The following is a 13,888-nucleotide window of genomic DNA, read 5'->3' as shown; positions in this document are numbered from 1 at the left end:
AGTATATCGTCATATCAAATGATGGAGATTACTGATGGCGTGGAATGAGCCTGGTAATAATGGTAACAATGATAACAATGGCCGCGATAACGACCCATGGGGCAACGGTAAGCGTGGAGGCCAAGATCAGGGACCACCAGATTTAGACGAAGTTTTTAATAAGCTGAGTCAGAAGCTGGGGGGGAAATTTGGCAAAAAAGGCGGGAAAATCCCTTCTTTTTCTGGAGGGAGTTCTATTGGCTTTGGTGTCATAATTGTCGTTGCAATAGTCATATGGTTTTTCTCCGGTTTCTATACCATTGGTGAAGCTGAACGTGGCGTTGTATTACGTTTAGGAAAATATGACCGTATTGTCGATCCCGGTTTGAACTGGCGAGCCAGATTTATCGATGATGTCACCGCGGTTAACGTTCAGGCCATTCGTTCGTTGAGAGCGACCGGTCTGATGTTGACGAAGGATGAGAATGTCGTCACTGTGGCAATGGATGTTCAGTATCGGGTTGCTGACCCTTATAAATATCTTTATCGGGTAACCAATGCAGATGACAGTCTTCGTCAGGCAACAGATTCTGCTTTGCGTGCTGTGATTGGTGATTCTCTGATGGACAGTATTCTTACCAGTGGCCGTCAGCAAATTCGTCAAAGTACTCAGGAAACACTAAATTCTATTATTGATAAGTACGATATGGGATTGATGGTTGTTGATGTTAACTTCCAGTCAGCTCGTCCGCCGGAACAGGTTAAGGATGCATTTGATGATGCTATTGCAGCCCGGGAGGATGAAGAACGCTTCATCCGGGAAGCGGAAGCTTATAAAAATGAAATTTTGCCCAAAGCGACAGGTCGTGCCGAACGGTTGAAAAAAGAAGCTCAGGGGTATAGTGAAAGAACTATCAACGAAGCTCTTGGTCAGGTTGCTCAGTTCGATAAATTGCTACCAGAGTATAAAGCGGCGCCGAAAGTTACCCGTGAGCGTTTGTACATTGATGCAATGGAACAGGTTTATGCAAGTACACCGAAAGTTCTGATTGATTCTAAATCCAGTGGTAATCTTCTTTATTTGCCAATTGATAAATTGGTTAAAGAAGGAAAACAACCGACAAAACAGGATTTAAAATCATCACCGCTTTATGATCATATCACCCTGGAATCTGATAAGAAAACGAAAGGGAGCTCTGACTCTCGCTCAACAGATTCATCAACATCACGTCAAGGGAGATACTAATAATGCGTAAATTAATTATCCCTGTTATTGTCCTGGGATTGATCGTTATACTGATGTCAATGTTTGTTATCCCTGAAGGTGAGCGTGGTATTGTTGTCCGTTTTGGCCGAATCCTTAAAGATGGTCAGGTTGCGAAAATTTATGAGCCTGGTTTGCATTTTAAAATGCCAATTTTTGATCGTGTAAAAACGTTAGAAGCCAGAATTCTGACAATGGACGGACGTTCTGACCGTTTCGTTACTTCAGAGAAAAAAGACGTTATTATTGACTCTTATGTCAAATGGCGTATTAAGGACTTTGATAAGTATTATCTTGCGACTGGTGGCGGTAATTCACTGACTGCTCAGGCGCTTTTGGAACGAAAAGTAACGGATGTACTGAGATCTGAAATTGGTTCAAGGGAAATTAAACAGATTGTTTCCGGACCAAGAAATGATGATGTGTTACCTGATAGTACGGATTCAGACGTTGTCACGACTGAAGCAGCAAAAGAAGCCTTGAAGATAGATGGTCAGCGTGATCAGATTATGGAAAATGTTTTGCTGAATACCAGAAAAAGTGCGATGAAAGACTTAGGTGTGTATGTTGTTGATTTCAGAATGAAGAAAATAAACCTTCCTGATGAGATTAGTGAATCTATCTATCGCCGTATGAGAGCTGAACGTGATTCTGTTGCCCGTAAACACCGTTCTCAGGGGCGTGAAAAAGCGGAAGTCATTAAAGCTCAGGCAGAGCTGGAAGTGGCAACGATTCTGGCTGAAGCGGATAAAACTGCCAGGGTTACACGTGGTACAGCTGACGCTAAAGCGGCAAAGATCTATTCAAAAGCATATAACAAAGATCCTGAATTTTTCTCATTCTTACGCTCACTCAAAGCGTATGAGAAATCATTTAATGGTCAGGGTGATGTTTTGGTGTTGGATCCAAATAGCGAATTCTTCCAGTATATGAAAGGAATGAAAGGCGCTACTGGGAAATAACTCAATATCTGTTTATTATGTAAGGCTCCGGTAAGGAGCCTTTTTTGTGTTCGTAAGTTCGTATATAGAACTCAGGTAAATTATTTTAGGAGGAAATGCATGGCACATTCAATTTGGCTGGCGTTTGGCTTGTTACTTATTGTTGAAGGTTTCGGCCCTTTTGTTGCGCCTGATAAATGGCGACAAACTGTGGCTCAGCTTGCGGGGCAGCCAAATAATCAATTAAGACGAATTGGTGGTTGTTTAGTCGTTGCCGGTATCATTATTAGTTATTTCTATCTTCGTTGATTCGCTATCGATCATTAGTAGTGTGGTGGTGGTGTTTCTTCAGAGGGATCGGCAAGGTTGGAGCTTGTCATCGATTTTAGTTTGCTGGTCATAAATTTCATTTGTTCTTGCATCCGGCTTAATTGAAGCTGTTGCTGTGCTAAAGCGTCGTTTAATGCCCCGATTGTTTGCTCCTGATAGGTGATTTTATATTCAAGGTCGTCAACTTTAGATTCCAGTTTTTCGATTAATGTCTTCACACTATTCCCCTTTTAAATTCCATGCCTCGGCAATACCTGATGATGATGCCGAAATTACCCGGCTTTTGCCATCAAAAGCAGCATCATACACGACCGCTCTTGGAGGTCGAGTGTCTTTTTTGGGCTGAACTTCGAAAGAAGCCAGCTTATCACCGGAAAGAGAGTTCCATATAATCAATTTACTTGATGGTGTGCCTGTCGCCAGTCTGGATCCATCATCAGAAAATCGTGCAGCAGAAAAAATCAGTTGACGGACAAAACTATGAAGGTGAGAAATTTCATGTCCAGTTTTCAAGTCCCATATTGTTCCGGAATTACCACCATCTGAAGTAAAAGCGAATTTACCATCTCTTTGTAAGGCGACTTTGACTATTCTTTGTTCATGAGAAAATTTTCGGATGATTTGTCCGGTTTTTGTATTCCATAAGTAGGCGTTGTAATCATTTCCACCAGTCAGAGCAAAGCGACCATTTGGAGATAAAGCAACGGAATTGACTTTTTCTCTGTGAGCAAGGAACTCAAGTCGTCTTCCAGTGACTAAGTCAAGGTATATTGCTTTTCGGTTTGATAAACCTAACAGGACCTGTTCTCCGTCATTTGAGATGTCAATATCTCTGATAATGCCGTCAGCGATTGACCAAAGACCTTTGGATTGAGACCAGGCAAGATCCCAGACTGCAAAGTTTGTCTGGCTTGCTGTAATGGCGTACCGGTCATTGTCTGAAATTTTTATCAGTGATACGGTAGATTTTTGTTTATCTAAAGAGCCTAAGTGAGCAAGCAGCTTATTCTCTTTGAGGTCCCACAAAACCAGTTGGTTTTCTTCTGAGAAAGTAAGAGCAAAGCGGGCATCCCGGCTCAGACCAAATGCTGTGGCGCCATTGGGTTCGATAAGCCATTTTTTTGCTGGTTTTGAGGATAAAAAACATCCATTTAACAACAAGCTGACAAAAAAAATCACGATATAAAGAGAAAATGGTCGCATCTGTAGTGATATCCATTTAGAGTGATCTGACACTCTTAGTTTATAACACATTCGGGGTTAACAATGTTTTACACATTGAACGTTATGTTTAAAATTATACCACGTGTGTGAAACGAGAAAGTTTGCCTAATATATTGGAGTAATTAATGAAATCATTGTTTAAAGTGTCTTTACTAGCTGCAACAGTCATGCTGGCTGCTGGTTGTCAGAAAGATAAAGCCGCAGAAACAGCTAAAACGGACGCACCTGCGGCAACTCAGGTTGCAAAAACCATCGAGTTTAAATCAGACGATGAAAAAGTGGCTTATGCAATTGGTGTTTCATTTGCTAATTATTTAAATTCCAGTTTAGAAAAACCAAAAGAGTTGGGTATTGACCTCGATAAAAAGATGGTTTTAAAAGGAATTGAACATGCATTTGCCAACAAGCAGGAACTGACAGACGAAGAAGCACACAAAGCGCTTGAAGGATTTGATAAACGTCTGACTGCATTAGCACAGGCAAAAGCAAAAGCAAAAGCTGAGGCGAATAAAAAAGCCGGTGATGAATTCCGGGCGAATTTCGAAAAACAGGAAGGCGTTAAGAAAACCAAGTCTGGCTTGCTTTATAAAGTATTGACTCCAGGAAAAGGGAAATCTCCTAAAGCGACCGATACCGTTGAAGTTCAATATAAAGGGACTTTAACTGACGGAACGAAATTTGATAGTTCTTATGATCGTGGAAAACCGGCTACTTTTCCTTTGAACAGGGTCATCCCTGGCTGGACTGAAGGTGTTCAGTTAATGAAAGAAGGCGCAAAATACGAGTTTGTTATTCCACCAGAACTGGCGTATGGCGATCAGGATACTCCAACGATTCCTGCTAATTCTACTCTGGTTTTTCAGGTTGAGCTTTTAAAAGTTCATGATGCAAAAGCGCCTAAAAAAGAAGAGAAAAAAGCGAAGAAATAATTAACCGCTCTGATGGTTGATTTGTGTTACCGAAAAAAGGTCTGAGGATATCCCAGGCCTTTTTGACGTCTAAGAGAAGTTTATTTGTTCTAAATCACTAGATAATAAGATAGCGTGCTCTTTGATTAAAATTTTCTGATAAACTTACATCAATTATTTGATTTTAAGGTTGGATAACTATGACAACAGCAGACGCATTCAATGCAGAAGAAATGTTGCTTGAAATGGAATCCGTGCACGTGAAGCCATTTACTGAGCAAGATCAGGTCATATTGAAGTCTTATGAGGCGGTTGTAGATGGGATCGCGAGTCTGATAGGACCTTTTTGTGAGATCGTCCTTCATTCATTAGAGGATCTCAATACATCAGCAATCAAGATAGCCAATGGGGAGAATACCGGGCGACAAGTTGGATCTCCGATTACTGATCTTGCGTTGAAAATGTTGAGAGATATTGAAGGGTCTGAAAGGAATTTTTCCCGTTCTTACTTTACCCGTGCAAAAGGTGGAGTATTAATGAAGTCCATTACGGTAGCAATTCGTAATGGTGAAAACAGGGTAATCGGGCTTCTGTGTATTAATGTTAATCTCGATGCGCCATTTTCTCAGGTATTGCAGTCCTTTTTACCAACTCAGGAAGCGAACGATGCTGCTTCTTCTGTTAATTTTGCAAGCGATGTTGAGGAATTGGTCGATAAAACGGTAGAAAGAACAATCGAAGAAATTAATGCGGATAAAACAGTATCAAATAATACAAAAAACCGGCAGATAGTGATGGCGCTGTTTGATAAAGGTATTTTTGATATTAAAGATGCGATCAACAGTGTTGCCGACAGACTAAATATTTCGAAACATACCGTTTATCTTTATATTCGTCAGCGTAAAACTGAGGACGAAGAAAAGTAATGCCACTTTCCTACACCCTGTTGGTAAATGGCTCTGTTTATGGTTCACAGTCATCGTTCAGTGCCCTTAATTTTGCGAAAGCATTGATAGAAGAAGGCCATATATTAAAAAAAGTCTTTTTTTATCAGGATGGGGTACTTAACGGTAACCGTTTGGTTGTGCCGGCAAATGATGAACTGAATTTATCTCTTGCCTGGCAGGTTTTGGCGAAAGAGAACAATGTGACTCTGGAAACTTGCATTGCGGCTTCTTTAAGGCGGGGAGTGGTAAGTGAAACAGAAGCAGAGCTACATGGCATTGATAGTGATAATTTAGCTGCGGGGTATGAACAGTCTGGTTTAGGCAGTTTTGGATCGGCATTAATAGAGGAAGATAGGGTGGTACAGTTTTGAAGCCTCTTACTTTTGTTTTTACTTCTGCGCCGCATTTTACTGCTCGTGGCCGGGAAGGCATTGATGCTGTGTTAGCAACATCAGCTTTATGTGACGGCATACAGGTTATTTTTGTTAATCAGGGTGTTGCTCATCTTCTTAATGGGCAGGATACAACGGGAATTGGGACTAAAAATTACGCACCTATGCTGAAACTCTTTGAGTTGTATGATATCGATGAGGTTTATGCTTGCCGACAGTCACTGGATGACATGGGATTATCTTCAGCTGAACTTTGTATCGAGGTAAAATTACGGGAACCCGGAGAAATCACCGGCATGCTTAGAAACAGTCATAAAGTAATACAATTTTAAAGGCTATGTTACATATCGTTAAATCACAAGATTCACTTATTATGGCAAGTCATTACAGCCATAATGACGATATTATTTTACTGATAGAAGATGCAGTGTATTGTGCCAACCCTCAACACAAATACTTTAAGCTGCTTAAGAGCCACTCTGTTTATTGCCTTTCTGAAGATATTGAGGCGAGAGGATTAGCTCTGTTTACCGGTGATAATATTCAAATGGTGAATTATCGGGAATTTGTAAAACTGACCGCTCAACATCCTCCATCGATAACCTGGAGCTGATTATTTATATACATTCCGCTTAGTACTATTTGAGAATGTTTACTAAATCAGCAAAAAAGATCTGTATATTTCTTGACACCAATATCTTTGGTGCATAAAATTTTGCGTCCTTATTTGTCTCACAGCATCTAAGGATAGATTTTTCACAAAAGCTTACTTTAAGTAAATCAGGAGCTAGTTAATGGCAACTATTAACCAGTTGGTACGTAAACCTCGTGTTAAGCAAGTTGAAAAAAGCAACGTGCCTGCACTAGAAGCGTGCCCACAAAAACGTGGTGTATGTACTCGTGTATATACTACTACACCTAAAAAACCTAACTCAGCACTTCGTAAAGTCTGCCGTGTTCGTTTGACAAACGGTTTTGAAGTGACTTCATACATCGGCGGTGAAGGTCATAACCTTCAGGAGCACAGTGTTGTTCTTATCCGCGGTGGCCGTGTTAAAGACCTTCCGGGTGTTCGTTACCACACTGTTCGTGGTGCACTTGACTGTGCAGGCGTTAATGACCGTAAACAAGGTCGTTCTAAGTACGGTGTGAAACGTCCTAAGTCTTAATGGATTTCCGTTAAGTAAGGCCAAACACTAATTTTATTAATTTTTGAAAAAACTGAAAAGTTTTGGATAACCTGAAGAAGACAACGGAGAATATCCATGCCACGTCGTCGCGTTATTGGTCAGCGTAAGATCCTTCCAGATCCTAAGTTCAAATCTGAACTGCTGGCAAAATTCGTTAACATCCTTATGGTTGACGGAAAAAAATCTACTGCAGAAAAAATTGTTTATACTGCACTAGACACTATGGCTGAGAAATCGAATAAAGATCACTTAGCTGTTTTTGAAGAAGCTCTTGAAAATGTTCGCCCAGCGGTAGAGGTTAAATCTCGTCGTGTGGGTGGTTCAACATACCAGGTACCTGTAGAAGTACGTCCGGTTCGCCGTAACGCACTTGCTATGCGTTGGATTGTTGAAGCTGCGCGTAAGCGTGGTGAAAAATCTATGGCTGCCCGCCTAGCTGCTGAAATGCTAGACGCAGCTGAAAACAAAGGTTCTGCTGTTAAGAAACGTGAAGACGTTCACCGTATGGCAGATGCGAACAAAGCGTTTGCACATTACCGCTGGTAATACCTTTCGTGCTGCGGGTGTGAAGCTCGCAGCACATTGCTATTTTTTTCTAAGGTTAACCTTAGTAAGAGGATACAATCGTGGCTCGTAAAACTCCTATTGAGCGCTACCGTAATATCGGTATCTGTGCTCACGTAGATGCAGGAAAAACTACTACTACCGAGCGTATTCTGTTCTACACAGGCCTTTCTCATAAAATTGGCGAAGTTCACGATGGTGCCGCAACCATGGACTGGATGGAGCAGGAGCAGGAACGTGGTATTACTATCACATCCGCTGCGACTACAACCTTCTGGCGTGGTATGGACGCTCAGTTTGAACCTCACCGTATCAACATTATTGACACTCCCGGACACGTTGATTTTACCATTGAAGTAGAGCGTTCTCTGCGCGTACTTGATGGTGCTGTTGTTGTTTTCTGTGGAGCCTCAGGTGTTGAGCCTCAGTCAGAGACTGTGTGGCGTCAGGCAGATAAGTATCATGTACCTCGTATGGTGTTCGTTAATAAAATGGACCGTGCTGGTGCTGATTTCTTACGCGTAGTAGATCAAATTAAACATCGTCTTGGTGCAACTCCGGTACCTATTCAGTTGAATATTGGTGCAGAAGAAGAGTTTAAAGGTGTGATTGACCTTATCAAGATGAAAACCATCAACTGGAATGATGCCGATCAAGGGATGACTTATACCCATGAAGACATTCCGGCAGACATGCTTGAACTTGCTGAAGAGTGGCGTACCCACATGGTGGAAGCGGCTGCTGAAGCAAATGAAGAGTTGATGGATAAATACTTAGAAGAAGGTGAGTTAACCGAAGAAGAGATAAAATTCGGTTTACGTACCCGGACTCTAAATAACGAAATTGTTGTCGCAACATGCGGTAGCGCCTTTAAAAATAAAGGGGTTCAGGTTGTTCTCGATGCGGTCATTGATTTCTTGCCCGCGCCAAGTGAAGTACCGGCCATTAAAGGCATTGATGAGAGCGAAAAAGAAGTTGAACGTCATGCAGACGACAAAGAGCCGTTCTCAGCATTAGCCTTTAAAATTGCAACTGACCCATTTGTTGGCACACTGACATTTGTTCGTGTTTATTCCGGCGTATTGAATTCCGGTGATGCGGTATACAACTCCGTTAAGCAGAAAAAAGAGCGCGTTGGACGTATTGTTCAGATGCACTCAAACAAGCGTGAAGAAATTAAAGAAGTTCTCGCTGGTGACATTGCCGCTTTGATTGGTTTGAAAGATGTCACCACAGGGGATACTTTATGTGATCAAAACCATAAAGTGGTTCTTGAACGTATGGAGTTCCCGGATCCGGTTATTCAGATTGCAGTTGAACCTCGCTCAAAAGCAGACCAGGAAAAAATGGGCATTGCTTTAGGTAAGCTTGCGGCTGAAGACCCATCATTCCGTGTTGAAACGGATGATGAAACAGGCCAGACATTAATTTCTGGTATGGGTGAGCTTCACCTCGATATTATCGTTGATCGCATGAAACGTGAGTTCAGCGTAGATTGCAACGTGGGTAAACCTCAGGTTGCTTACCGTGAAACCATTCGTGGTAAGGCGGAAGTTGAAGGCAAGTTCATTCGTCAGTCTGGTGGTCGTGGACAATACGGTCATGTATGGCTGAAAATTGAACCGGCTGAGCCTGGTGAAGGCTTTGTTTTCGTTGACGAAATCGTGGGTGGTGTAGTTCCTAAGGAATACATCAGTTCGGTATCTAAAGGTATCGAAGAGCAAATGAACAACGGTGTGTTGGCTGGATATCCTGTATTGGATGTCAAAGCGACACTTTTCGATGGTTCATACCATGATGTTGACTCTAGTGAGATGGCGTTTAAAATCGCTGGCTCAATGGCATTCAAGAAAGGTGCGCTTGAAGCTCAACCTGTTATTCTTGAGCCACTTATGAAAGTAGAAGTAACCACTCCTGAAGACTGGATGGGAGATGTGGTCGGTGACTTAAATCGTCGCCGGGGTCTCATCGAAGGAATGGACGAAGGCCCTGCCGGTCTGAAAATTGTTCATTCAAAAGTCCCACTGGCTGAAATGTTTGGTTATGCAACTGATTTACGTTCTGCAACTCAGGGTCGTGCATCATATTCTATGGAATTTTCAGAGTATGCTGAAATTCCGAAGAATATTGCTGACTCAATAATCGCAGAACGTGGTTAGATCTTACTGGATTAGTAACGAATCTATTGCGTTGACGAAAGTTGACGCATAAAATAGCAATTTCTGGCGCGCCTTGGGTATTACGTAGCTCAGGGCGAATCATAACTAGGAAGGAACACGATCGTGTCTAAAGAAAAATTTGAACGTACGAAACCGCACGTAAACGTTGGTACTATCGGCCACGTTGACCACGGTAAAACAACTCTAACAGCAGCTATCTGTACTGTACTTGCAAAACATGGTGACGGTGAAGCTCGTGACTTTGCGTCAATCGATAACGCACCGGAAGAACGTGAACGTGGTATCACAATCGCGACTTCACACGTAGAGTATGATACTGAAACTCGTCACTACGCACACGTAGACTGCCCAGGACACGCTGACTATGTTAAAAACATGATCACTGGTGCTGCGCAGATGGACGGTGGTATCCTGGTAGTAGCTGCGACTGATGGCCCAATGCCACAAACTCGTGAGCACATCCTTCTAGGTCGTCAGGTTGGTATCCCATACATCATCGTATTCATGAACAAATGTGACATGGTAGATGATGAAGAGCTACTTGAATTGGTAGAAATGGAAGTTCGTGAACTTCTGTCTGAATACGATTTCCCAGGAGATGACCTACCAGTAATCCAGGGTTCTGCACTAGGCGCACTAAACGGTGAAGCACAGTGGGAAGAAAAAATCCTTGAGTTGGCAAAAGCGCTTGATGAGTACATCCCAGAGCCAGAGCGTGCAATCGATCAGCCATTCCTGATGCCTATCGAAGACGTATTCTCAATCCAGGGTCGTGGTACAGTAGTAACTGGCCGTATTGAGCGTGGTATTCTGAAAGTTGGTGATGAAGTAGAAATCGTGGGTATTCACGACACTACAGCAACAACTTGTACTGGTGTTGAAATGTTCCGTAAACTTCTGGACGAAGGCCGTGCGGGTGAAAACGTTGGTGCACTACTACGTGGTACTAAACGTGATGAAGTTGAACGTGGTCAGGTACTGGCTGCACCGGGTTCAATCACTCCACACAGCAAGTTCGAATCAGAAGTATACGTATTGTCTAAAGATGAAGGTGGCCGTCATACTCCATTCTTCAAAGGCTACCGTCCACAGTTCTACTTCCGTACAACTGACATCACTGGTAACATCGAGCTTCCAGAAGGTGTAGAAATGGTAATGCCTGGTGACAACGTTAAAATGACTGTTGAACTAATTCACCCAATCGCGATGGACGAAGGTCTACGTTTCGCGATCCGTGAAGGTGGTCGTACAGTTGGTGCTGGTGTTGTTGCTAAAATCTTCGCTTAATTGCAAAGGTTATAGACAAAACCTAAAAAGAGGAGGCTTATGCCTCCTTTTTTCATTTTAGATAAAAACTAAAATTAGCCATTACCGTTTGCTGTTTTAGTGCTTCCATCATATTTCACTTGCGAAAGCTGTTCCATTTCTGTACTATTCGTTTCCTTAATTTCTCGGTCAAATTCTATCGTTCCTTGCTTCCTCTGGATGACCGGGCCAAGTGTGGAAGCTGAAATAATCCGTAAGGAGCAAACATGCGTCATTACGAAATCGTATTCATGGTGCACCCAGATCAAAGCGAGCAAGTTGCTGGCATGATCGAGCGTTACACTGGTTCTATCACTGAAGCTGGCGGTACTATTCACCGTCTGGAAGATTGGGGTCGCCGTCAACTGGCTTATCCAATCAACAAGCTACATAAAGCTCACTACGTTCTGATGAATGTTGAAGCGGACCAGTCTGTTATCGATGAGTTAGAAACTGCATTCCGTTATAACGACGCAGTTCTACGTAACATGATCATGCGCACTAAGGCTGCTATCACTGAACCTTCTGTTATGCTTAAAGCGAAAGAAGAACGTTCTAAGCGTGAAGAAGTGAAAGCAGACGCTGAGTAATTGCATCAATGACTAATCGAATGGAGTTGAGTGGTACTATCGCAAAACCTCCCATTCGTAGTCAGAGTCCCTCTGGTATTGAACATTGCCGTTTTTGGTTAGAGCATCGTTCAGTTGTCATGGAAGCTGATTTGCCCAGACAAGTTTTTTGTCGGATGCCAGTAGTGGTTAGTGGGCAAAAGTCAAAGAAATTAACTCAAGACTTAGTTCAAGGCAGTAATATCAAGGTGAGTGGTTTTGTCACTTACCAGAAAGGCCGGAATGGTGTAGGAAAATTGGTATTGCATGCTGACAACATTACTCAAATTTAAGATCAGGAGATAGCCCATGGCTCGTTTCTTCCGTCGTCGTAAGTTCTGTCGTTTCACTGCAGAAGGCGTACAAGAGATTGATTACAAAGATGTAGCAACTCTTAAAAACTATATTACTGAAGCTGGTAAAATCGTACCTAGCCGTATCACTGGTACAAGTGCTAAGTACCAACGTCAGCTTGCTCGTGCTATTAAACGTGCTCGCTACCTAGCTCTATTGCCATACACTGACAAACATCAGTAATTAGCACCGTTTATTAAGAAAGAGGATTAAGCAATGCAAGTTATTCTACTTGATAAAATCGGTCACCTAGGTGGTCTTGGCGATTCAGTAAACGTTAAATCTGGTTATGCTCGTAACTTCCTTATCCCTCAGGGTAAAGCAGTGATGGCAACTAAAGCTAACGTTGAAATGTTTGAAAGCCGCCGTGCTGAATTAGAAGCTAAGGTTGCTGAAGAATTGTCAGCTGCACAAGCTCGTGCTGACAAAGTAAATGCTCTAGAAGCTGTTGTTATTACTTCAAAAGCGGGTGACGAAGGTAAACTGTTCGGTTCCATCGGTACTCGTGACATCGCTGATGCTGTTACAGCTGCTGGCGTTGAAGTTAAGAAAAGTGAAATTCGTCTTCCAGAAGGTGCTTTACGTACTACTGGTGAATTTGACATTTCAGTTCAGCTTCACTCTGAAGTATTTGCTGAAGTTAAAGTACAAATTGTTGCTGAATAATTTCAGTTTTCAATCAAAAAAACACCAGCCATTGGCTGGTGTTTTTTTATCTCTGGGCATTCTCTTTTCAGAAAGAAAACATTAAGTTGAATTCAGCAACAGAGTCTTTTTTGCTTAGACCATCCGGGACTCTTGAATGATATTGTCGGTTATAGTTAATTTTGATAGCAATACCCTGAGTTACATTGGTCGTAATGCCTAAGTCAGTTGTAACCAGTGTATTACTTTCCCCTGAAACAGTGGTGATATTACTGTCAAAGGATAGATTATCAAATATTGCCCAATGACTTTTCAGACTTCCCCTGATGATGGGTTCTTTTACTTTGTCTTCAAAGACGATGTCTGTGCTGCCAATTTCATCTAAATTGGGTTTCTGGTAGCGGTAGCCAGGTCCGAGTTCGCCTTCCAGTGTGAATATCTTTGTGAAAATAAACTGGTAGCCAAGCCCTGCTGATACAGTGTGATCTTTATAGTAGGCGGTATACTTTGTATCAAGCCCTCTGTAACTGCTATAGAAATAGGCTTTAGGTGTAAATTTTATATCGTTCTGTAATCCATAGGTTGAGCGGTTCTTTTTTTCAACGTTGTTTTTTTCGTATCGATAGTATTTATAATCGCCGTGTGTACGGTATCTTCCCCGGGTATATTCACCGTGTAAGGACGCATTAAGAGACTCGGAGTCCGTATTTCCTGTCAGTTTTTGAAAGCCTAACTCGACTTGAAGCTTCCATGGGGAGGGAATGTCCAGATCGTCGTTGGTATCATCTTTTGCTTGTACTATTGCAGGAAAGAGTAAGCAGAATATCGATAACCAATATTTTGTCACTTTTTACCCTTATTCATTAATTAATGTGCATTATTTGACATACTAGCCTTGAGATTCCACGCATGCGTCAGTGCCGGGTTAATATTTTTATTCCCGATAATCAAACTTTCCTTCCTATGAAATCATTACGTTACTGATATTGCCTGAGTTGAGCTCTTCTTTCGGGCTGACGTCAATAAGTGGAATACAAAGTTAAGATTACTGATTACA

19 protein-coding genes are annotated in these 13,888 nt (G+C 42.1%); 16 read left to right on the top strand and 3 right to left on the bottom strand.

Annotated elements, in window-relative coordinates:
- Window positions 1-34 precede the first annotated feature (34 nt).
- The 3 genes from hflK (at window position 35) to LRQ06_RS05905 (ending at window position 2,493) form a co-directional block, all read left to right on the top strand.
- Window positions 35-1,225: an FtsH protease activity modulator HflK gene (gene hflK / locus LRQ06_RS05915; protein ID WP_232765510.1), complete on the top strand. Its 1,191-nt coding sequence runs from the start codon at window positions 35-37 to the stop codon at window positions 1,223-1,225.
- A gap of 2 nt (window positions 1,226-1,227) precedes the next feature.
- A complete protein-coding gene (hflC, locus tag LRQ06_RS05910; protein ID WP_232765509.1) occupies window positions 1,228-2,205 on the top strand; it encodes a protease modulator HflC in 978 nt (325 codons plus the stop codon).
- Window positions 2,206-2,304: 99 nt separating this feature from the next.
- Window positions 2,305-2,493 carry a DUF2065 domain-containing protein gene (locus LRQ06_RS05905; protein WP_232765508.1) on the top strand — a complete coding sequence of 63 codons (189 nt, stop codon included), beginning with the start codon at window positions 2,305-2,307 and terminating at the stop codon, window positions 2,491-2,493.
- 14 nt (window positions 2,494-2,507) lie between these two features.
- Here LRQ06_RS05905 and LRQ06_RS05900 read toward each other — a convergent pair whose 3' ends face one another.
- Entirely contained in the window at window positions 2,508-2,732 is a 225-nt protein-coding gene (locus LRQ06_RS05900; protein ID WP_232765507.1) for a SlyX family protein, read from the bottom strand.
- A 1-nt stretch (window position 2,733) separates the two neighbouring features.
- Window positions 2,734-3,717, bottom strand: coding sequence for a WD40 repeat domain-containing protein (locus tag LRQ06_RS05895; protein WP_232765506.1), 984 nt, complete (start codon window positions 3,715-3,717; stop codon window positions 2,734-2,736).
- A 146-nt stretch (window positions 3,718-3,863) separates the two neighbouring features.
- On the opposite strand from LRQ06_RS05895, the gene fkpA reads away from it, so the two are divergent.
- The 13 genes from fkpA to rplI all read left to right on the top strand — a co-directional run bounded on the left by fkpA (window position 3,864) and on the right by rplI (window position 12,852).
- Window positions 3,864-4,667 (top strand): FKBP-type peptidyl-prolyl cis-trans isomerase, encoded by an 804-nt coding sequence (fkpA, locus tag LRQ06_RS05890; protein WP_232765505.1) that lies wholly within the window; start codon window positions 3,864-3,866, stop codon window positions 4,665-4,667.
- 179 nt (window positions 4,668-4,846) lie between these two features.
- Window positions 4,847-5,572, top strand: a complete 726-nt coding sequence (locus LRQ06_RS05885; protein WP_232765504.1) for a helix-turn-helix transcriptional regulator — start codon at window positions 4,847-4,849, stop codon at window positions 5,570-5,572.
- Entirely contained in the window at window positions 5,572-5,964 is a 393-nt protein-coding gene (gene tusD / locus LRQ06_RS05880) for a sulfurtransferase complex subunit TusD (RefSeq protein ID WP_232765503.1), read from the top strand. The genes LRQ06_RS05885 and tusD overlap by 1 nt, the downstream gene beginning before the upstream one ends.
- On the top strand, window positions 5,961-6,317 hold the full coding sequence (gene tusC / locus LRQ06_RS05875) for a sulfurtransferase complex subunit TusC (RefSeq protein ID WP_232765502.1): 357 nt from the start codon (window positions 5,961-5,963) through the stop codon (window positions 6,315-6,317). Before tusD ends, tusC begins: the two co-directional genes overlap by 4 nt.
- Before the next feature lie 41 nt (window positions 6,318-6,358).
- Complete coding sequence (tusB, locus tag LRQ06_RS05870) at window positions 6,359-6,598, top strand: sulfurtransferase complex subunit TusB (protein ID WP_232765501.1); 240 nt, start codon at window positions 6,359-6,361, stop codon at window positions 6,596-6,598.
- 181 nt (window positions 6,599-6,779) lie between these two features.
- Window positions 6,780-7,154 carry a 30S ribosomal protein S12 gene (rpsL, locus tag LRQ06_RS05865; protein ID WP_124939173.1) on the top strand — a complete coding sequence of 125 codons (375 nt, stop codon included), beginning with the start codon at window positions 6,780-6,782 and terminating at the stop codon, window positions 7,152-7,154.
- 96 nt (window positions 7,155-7,250) lie between these two features.
- Window positions 7,251-7,721, top strand: a complete 471-nt coding sequence (gene rpsG, locus LRQ06_RS05860) for a 30S ribosomal protein S7 (RefSeq protein ID WP_232765500.1) — start codon at window positions 7,251-7,253, stop codon at window positions 7,719-7,721.
- Between the two features lie 80 nt (window positions 7,722-7,801).
- Window positions 7,802-9,898, top strand: coding sequence for an elongation factor G (gene fusA / locus LRQ06_RS05855; protein WP_232765499.1), 2,097 nt, complete (start codon window positions 7,802-7,804; stop codon window positions 9,896-9,898).
- A 123-nt stretch (window positions 9,899-10,021) separates the two neighbouring features.
- Window positions 10,022-11,206 carry an elongation factor Tu gene (tuf, locus tag LRQ06_RS05850; RefSeq protein ID WP_232765498.1) on the top strand — a complete coding sequence of 395 codons (1,185 nt, stop codon included), beginning with the start codon at window positions 10,022-10,024 and terminating at the stop codon, window positions 11,204-11,206.
- A gap of 245 nt (window positions 11,207-11,451) precedes the next feature.
- Window positions 11,452-11,814 (top strand): 30S ribosomal protein S6, encoded by a 363-nt coding sequence (gene rpsF, locus LRQ06_RS05845; protein ID WP_232765497.1) that lies wholly within the window; start codon window positions 11,452-11,454, stop codon window positions 11,812-11,814.
- An 8-nt stretch (window positions 11,815-11,822) separates the two neighbouring features.
- The gene (gene priB / locus LRQ06_RS05840; RefSeq protein ID WP_232765496.1) at window positions 11,823-12,125 is read left to right on the top strand and encodes a primosomal replication protein N; all 303 of its coding nucleotides are present in this window, start codon (window positions 11,823-11,825) and stop codon (window positions 12,123-12,125) included.
- A gap of 16 nt (window positions 12,126-12,141) precedes the next feature.
- The gene (gene rpsR, locus LRQ06_RS05835) at window positions 12,142-12,369 is read left to right on the top strand and encodes a 30S ribosomal protein S18 (protein ID WP_000090471.1); all 228 of its coding nucleotides are present in this window, start codon (window positions 12,142-12,144) and stop codon (window positions 12,367-12,369) included.
- A 33-nt stretch (window positions 12,370-12,402) separates the two neighbouring features.
- Window positions 12,403-12,852: a 50S ribosomal protein L9 gene (gene rplI / locus LRQ06_RS05830; RefSeq protein WP_232765495.1), complete on the top strand. Its 450-nt coding sequence runs from the start codon at window positions 12,403-12,405 to the stop codon at window positions 12,850-12,852.
- A 67-nt stretch (window positions 12,853-12,919) separates the two neighbouring features.
- On the opposite strand, the gene LRQ06_RS05825 is transcribed toward rplI, so the two are convergent.
- A complete protein-coding gene (locus tag LRQ06_RS05825; RefSeq protein ID WP_232765494.1) occupies window positions 12,920-13,678 on the bottom strand; it encodes a DUF481 domain-containing protein in 759 nt (252 codons plus the stop codon).
- Window positions 13,679-13,888: the final 210 nt, after the last annotated feature.

Source organism: Vibrio salinus, from assembly GCF_021272385.1.
Lineage (GTDB): Bacteria > Pseudomonadota > Gammaproteobacteria > Enterobacterales > Vibrionaceae > Vibrio > Vibrio salinus.
Note: the sequence above shows the minus strand (reverse complement) of the source record. Positions and strands in the feature narration are given on the sequence as shown.

Coding starts and splice junctions, on each gene's coding strand:
- hflK (WP_232765510.1), top strand. CDS start 35: ATGGCGTGGAATGAGCCTGGTAATAATGGTAACAATGATAACAATGGC.
- rpsL (WP_124939173.1), top strand. CDS start 6,780: ATGGCAACTATTAACCAGTTGGTACGTAAACCTCGTGTTAAGCAAGTT.
- LRQ06_RS05885 (WP_232765504.1), top strand. CDS start 4,847: ATGACAACAGCAGACGCATTCAATGCAGAAGAAATGTTGCTTGAAATG.
- rpsG (WP_232765500.1), top strand. CDS start 7,251: ATGCCACGTCGTCGCGTTATTGGTCAGCGTAAGATCCTTCCAGATCCT.
- rplI (WP_232765495.1), top strand. CDS start 12,403: ATGCAAGTTATTCTACTTGATAAAATCGGTCACCTAGGTGGTCTTGGC.
- hflC (WP_232765509.1), top strand. CDS start 1,228: ATGCGTAAATTAATTATCCCTGTTATTGTCCTGGGATTGATCGTTATA.
- LRQ06_RS05895 (WP_232765506.1), bottom strand. CDS start 3,717: ATGCGACCATTTTCTCTTTATATCGTGATTTTTTTTGTCAGCTTGTTG.
- tusD (WP_232765503.1), top strand. CDS start 5,572: ATGCCACTTTCCTACACCCTGTTGGTAAATGGCTCTGTTTATGGTTCA.
- LRQ06_RS05905 (WP_232765508.1), top strand. CDS start 2,305: ATGGCACATTCAATTTGGCTGGCGTTTGGCTTGTTACTTATTGTTGAA.
- priB (WP_232765496.1), top strand. CDS start 11,823: ATGACTAATCGAATGGAGTTGAGTGGTACTATCGCAAAACCTCCCATT.
- rpsR (WP_000090471.1), top strand. CDS start 12,142: ATGGCTCGTTTCTTCCGTCGTCGTAAGTTCTGTCGTTTCACTGCAGAA.
- fkpA (WP_232765505.1), top strand. CDS start 3,864: ATGAAATCATTGTTTAAAGTGTCTTTACTAGCTGCAACAGTCATGCTG.
- rpsF (WP_232765497.1), top strand. CDS start 11,452: ATGCGTCATTACGAAATCGTATTCATGGTGCACCCAGATCAAAGCGAG.
- tusB (WP_232765501.1), top strand. CDS start 6,359: ATGGCAAGTCATTACAGCCATAATGACGATATTATTTTACTGATAGAA.